This window comes from Pseudomonas sp. Pseusp97 (assembly GCF_047304025.1).
Taxonomy (GTDB): Bacteria; Pseudomonadota; Gammaproteobacteria; order Pseudomonadales; family Pseudomonadaceae; genus Pseudomonas.
In genome coordinates this window covers 1-3,561 of record NZ_JBGLYK010000354.1, presented here as the reverse complement: position 1 = coordinate 3,561, position 3,561 = coordinate 1, and the positions used below count along the sequence as shown (strand labels likewise).

Here is a 3,561-nt window from a genome sequence, read left to right as displayed (position 1 = left end):
GTTGGGCGCGATGGAGGGCGCTGCGGGCGGCTCGGTGGCCGCGTCCTGGCCTTCCGGCCGGGCAGCAGGCTGCTGCGGATTGAAGGTTTCCCGGGCCTGCTCCTGCAGGTCGGTCAACGGCGCCATCAGCTTCCTGGCTTCCTGTTCCATCTGCAGGATGTGTTCGTTGTGCAGCTGGCGACGGATTTCATCCGCACCCAGCTCGCGCTCCACTTCCGTCTTGATGGCGTTGAAGCTGCGCTTGAGCCGGCCGATCCACAGCCCGGCGGTGCGCGCGGCACCCGGCAGGCGGTCGGGGCCGAGCACCAGCAGGGCGACGAGGCCCACCAGCAGCAGTTCGCTGAAGCTGATACCGAACATGAATCAGTCCTTGCGCGCCGGCTCTTCGACCTTCTGCGCCTGGGCGTCGATGGTGTGCGGCTGGTTCAGCGGCGGAGTGCCGGCAGCGGCGTTCGGGTCCTTCTTCTCGTCTTCCTCGGTGTTCATCGCCTTCTTGAAGCCCTTGATGGCTTCGCCGACGTCCGAACCGAGGTTCTTCAGGCGCTTGGTGCCGAAGACCAGGACCACGACGATCAGGATGACGACCCAGTGTTTCCAGTCAAAGATGCCCATCTTGTATTCCTCGCAAAGTTGTCGGGTTCAGGCTGACGGCTGGCGCGCGGCTTTCTCGTCATGCCCGGAAAGGCCGAAGCGGCGGTCCAGCTCGTCCAGTACCGCCTGCGGGTGCTGGCCGAGGGCGGCGAGCATCACCAGGGAGTGGAACCAGAGGTCGGCCGTTTCGTAGATCAGGTCCGTGCAGTCACCGCTGGCGGCGGCGTCTTTCGCGGCCAGGATGGTTTCCACCGATTCCTCGCCGACTTTCTCCAGAATCTTGTTCAGGCCCTTGTGATACAGGCTGGCCACGTAGGAGCTGTCCGGTGCGGCATTCTTGCGCGCTTCGAGGACTTCCGCCAGACGGGCGAGGGTATCAGTGCTCATGGGGTTTTCCTGTACCTACGTGGGAGTAGATGGCATCCGGGTCCTTCAGGACCGGGTCGACGGTCTGCCAGGCGCCGTTCTCGAACACCCGGTAGAAGCAGCTTTCGCGGCCGGTGTGGCAGGCGATGCCGCCCAGTTGCTCGACCATCAGGATTACCACGTCGGCGTCGCAGTCCAGGCGCAGCTCGTGCAGCTTCTGCACGTGGCCGGACTCCTCGCCCTTGCGCCAGAGCTTGCCGCGCGAGCGCGACCAGTAGATGGCGCGGCCTTCGGCGGCGGTCAGGGTGAGCGCCTCGCGGTTCATCCAGGCCATCATCAGCACGCGGCCGGTGCGATGGTCCTGGGCGATCGCCGGCACCAGTCCATCGGCATTCCAGTTGATTTCGTCCAGCCAGTCTTTCATCTCGGGTTCCGTACAGCGGGCGCGCGCAGCGCCCAGAGCCACTTTGCAAGCCACTTGGTCCAGCGGTTAAGTGTGCCAGCCAGTGCGGCGACTGGCTATCGGCGCAGAATCAGATACAGACCACCGGCCAGCATTGCCCACGCCGGCCAGGCTGCAAGGCTGTGGGTGGCGAGGCCGGTTTCGGCGGCGCCGGCCACCAGCACCGCGCCGATCAGCCGCGCGGGCCAGGCGCCTGCGCCGGAGTCGTGGGTCTCGATGACCAGGCGCTTGTCCGGATCGGGATCGCGCGACAGGCGTTCCAGCGTCTCGCGGGTCATCTGCGCCAGGTGGGGAATCTGCTCCAGGTGCTGCTGGGCATTGCGCAGCAGGGTGCCGGGGCTGACGCGCTCGCGCATCCAGCGCTCGAGGTAGGGCTGGGCGGTAGTCCACAGGTCCAGTTCGGGGTAGAGCTGGCGGCCCAGGCCTTCGATGTTCAGCAGGGTCTTCTGCAGCAGGACCAGCTGCGGCTGCACTTCCATGTTGAAGCGCCGCGCGGTCTGGAACAGGCGCAGCAGCACCTGGCCGAAGGAGATGTCCTTGAGCGGCTTCTCGAAGATCGGCTCGCACACGGTGCGGATCGCCGCTTCGAAGTCGTTCACCTTGGTTTCCGCCGGCACCCAGCCCGAGTCGATGTGCAGCTGGGCGACCTTGCGATAGTCGCGCTTGAAGAAGGCGATCAGGTTGCGCGCCAGGTAGTCCTGGTCCTCGTCGGTGAGGCTGCCGACGATGCCGCAGTCCACCGCGATGTACTGCGGGCTCCAGGGCGTGCGGGTGCTGACGAAGATGTTGCCGGGGTGCATGTCGGCGTGGAAGAAGCTGTCGCGGAAGACCTGGGTGAAGAAGATTTCCACGCCGCGTTCGGCCAGCGCCTTGAAGTCGGTGCGCTGGTCGCGCAGGGTTTCCAGGTCGGTGACCGGGATGCCGTAGATGCGCTCCATCACCAGCACCTTGGGGCGGCACCAGTCCCAGTAGACCTGGGGCACGTAGAGCAGCGGCGAGCCTTCGAAGTTGCGCCGCAGCTGCGAGGAGTTGGCCGCTTCGCGCAGCAGGTCCAGCTCGTCGTAGATGGTCTTCTCGTAGTCGCTGACGACTTCGGCCGGGTGCAGGCGGCGGGCATCGGCGGAGATTCGCTCGGCGGTGCGCGCGAGGATGTGCAGCCAGGCGATGTCGGAGCGGATCACCGGTTCCAGGTTCGGGCGGATGACTTTCACCACCACTTCCTCGCCGGTCTTCAGCTGCGCGGTGTGCACCTGCGCCACCGAGGCGGAGGCCAGCGGCTCGCGCTCGAAGCGGGCGAACACCTGCTCGATCTTCGCGCCCAGCTGCTGCTCGATGAGCGCCACGGCCAGTTCCGGCGGGAAGGGCGGCACCTTGTCCTGCAGGAAGGCCAGTTCCAGGGCGATGTCGTCCGGCAGCAGGTCGCGGCGGGTGGAAAGGATCTGGCCGAACTTGATGAAGATCGGTCCCAGGTCTTCCAGTGCCAGGCGCAGACGTGCGCCACGGCTGAGCGCCAGCGGCTTGCGCGGCAGCCAGCGCCACGGCAGCAGGCCGCCGGCCAGGCGCAGCCACCAGGGCAGGAAGGGCAGGTCGAGGACCATGTCGTCCAGTCGGTAGCGGATGGCTATGCGCTGGATGCGCAGCAGGCGGCGAATAGCGAGCAGCTTCATGCGTCGGGCTTGATCTTCTGGGTCAGGCGGGTGATCCGCGCGTCGAGGCGGTCGAGGGAGATCTTCAACTGGTCGAGCTCGGCGAAGCGCGCTTCGGCTTCGTACTGGCCGACCAGGCTGCGGCTTTCCTCGGCGAGATAGTCGGCAAGGCTCAGGCGCAGGCTTTCCAGGCTGTCGCCGGCCCAGGCCATGCCGCCGCGCAGGCGCGCGCCGAGCAGGTGCGCGGGCACCGGGCCGAGCCAGCGGGAGACTTCGTATTCCCAGTCCAGCTCCAGGCTCTGGAGGATGTCGGCCAGCTCCAGCAGCATCGCGCTATCGCCGCCCATGGTCACTTCGGGGCTGTGCAGGACGCGGCTCTTGTCCTTGGCCAGCGCCAGCTGCAGCAGGCTGCCGGCGGGCGCGACGAGGGTGCAGTCGGCTGGCGCCTCATGGTGCGCGGCCAGGTGCAGGCCGTCGGCGTCGGGCAGGATGAAC

General features: G+C 66.9%; 6 protein-coding genes. All 6 read right to left on the bottom strand.

Going from position 1 to position 3,561, the window contains the following annotated elements; all coding sequences use genetic code 11:
• On the bottom strand, positions 1 to 360 hold a 360-nt coding region (gene tatB / locus ACCC94_RS28705; protein ID WP_413352981.1), incomplete at its 3' end, for a Sec-independent protein translocase protein TatB.
• A 3-nt stretch (positions 361 to 363) separates the two neighbouring features.
• On the bottom strand, positions 364 to 612 hold the full coding sequence (locus ACCC94_RS28700; RefSeq protein ID WP_401088399.1) for a twin-arginine translocase TatA/TatE family subunit: 249 nt from the start codon (positions 610 to 612) through the stop codon (positions 364 to 366).
• Positions 613 to 639: 27 nt separating this feature from the next.
• A complete protein-coding gene (locus ACCC94_RS28695) occupies positions 640 to 978 on the bottom strand; it encodes a phosphoribosyl-ATP diphosphatase (protein ID WP_045212901.1) in 339 nt (112 codons plus the stop codon).
• Positions 968 to 1,381 (bottom strand): phosphoribosyl-AMP cyclohydrolase, encoded by a 414-nt coding sequence (gene hisI / locus ACCC94_RS28690; protein ID WP_413352980.1) that lies wholly within the window; start codon positions 1,379 to 1,381, stop codon positions 968 to 970. Before hisI ends, ACCC94_RS28695 begins: the two co-directional genes overlap by 11 nt.
• Positions 1,382 to 1,476: 95 nt before the next feature.
• Positions 1,477 to 3,087: a ubiquinone biosynthesis regulatory protein kinase UbiB gene (gene ubiB, locus ACCC94_RS28685; protein ID WP_413352979.1), complete on the bottom strand. Its 1,611-nt coding sequence runs from the start codon at positions 3,085 to 3,087 to the stop codon at positions 1,477 to 1,479.
• Positions 3,084 to 3,561 (bottom strand): SCP2 domain-containing protein (locus ACCC94_RS28680; protein WP_413352978.1); only part of this gene is annotated, 478 nt, incomplete at its 5' end. The genes ubiB and ACCC94_RS28680, both read right to left, overlap by 4 nt.

What these genes read in the sequence shown, in the direction of transcription:
- ACCC94_RS28700 (WP_401088399.1), bottom strand. Translation starts at nt 612, where the DNA reads ATGGGCATCTTTGACTGGAAACACTGGGTCGTCATCCTGATCGTCGTG.
- ACCC94_RS28695 (WP_045212901.1), bottom strand. Translation starts at nt 978, where the DNA reads ATGAGCACTGATACCCTCGCCCGTCTGGCGGAAGTCCTCGAAGCGCGC.
- hisI (WP_413352980.1), bottom strand. Translation starts at nt 1,381, where the DNA reads ATGAAAGACTGGCTGGACGAAATCAACTGGAATGCCGATGGACTGGTG.
- ubiB (WP_413352979.1), bottom strand. Translation starts at nt 3,087, where the DNA reads ATGAAGCTGCTCGCTATTCGCCGCCTGCTGCGCATCCAGCGCATAGCC.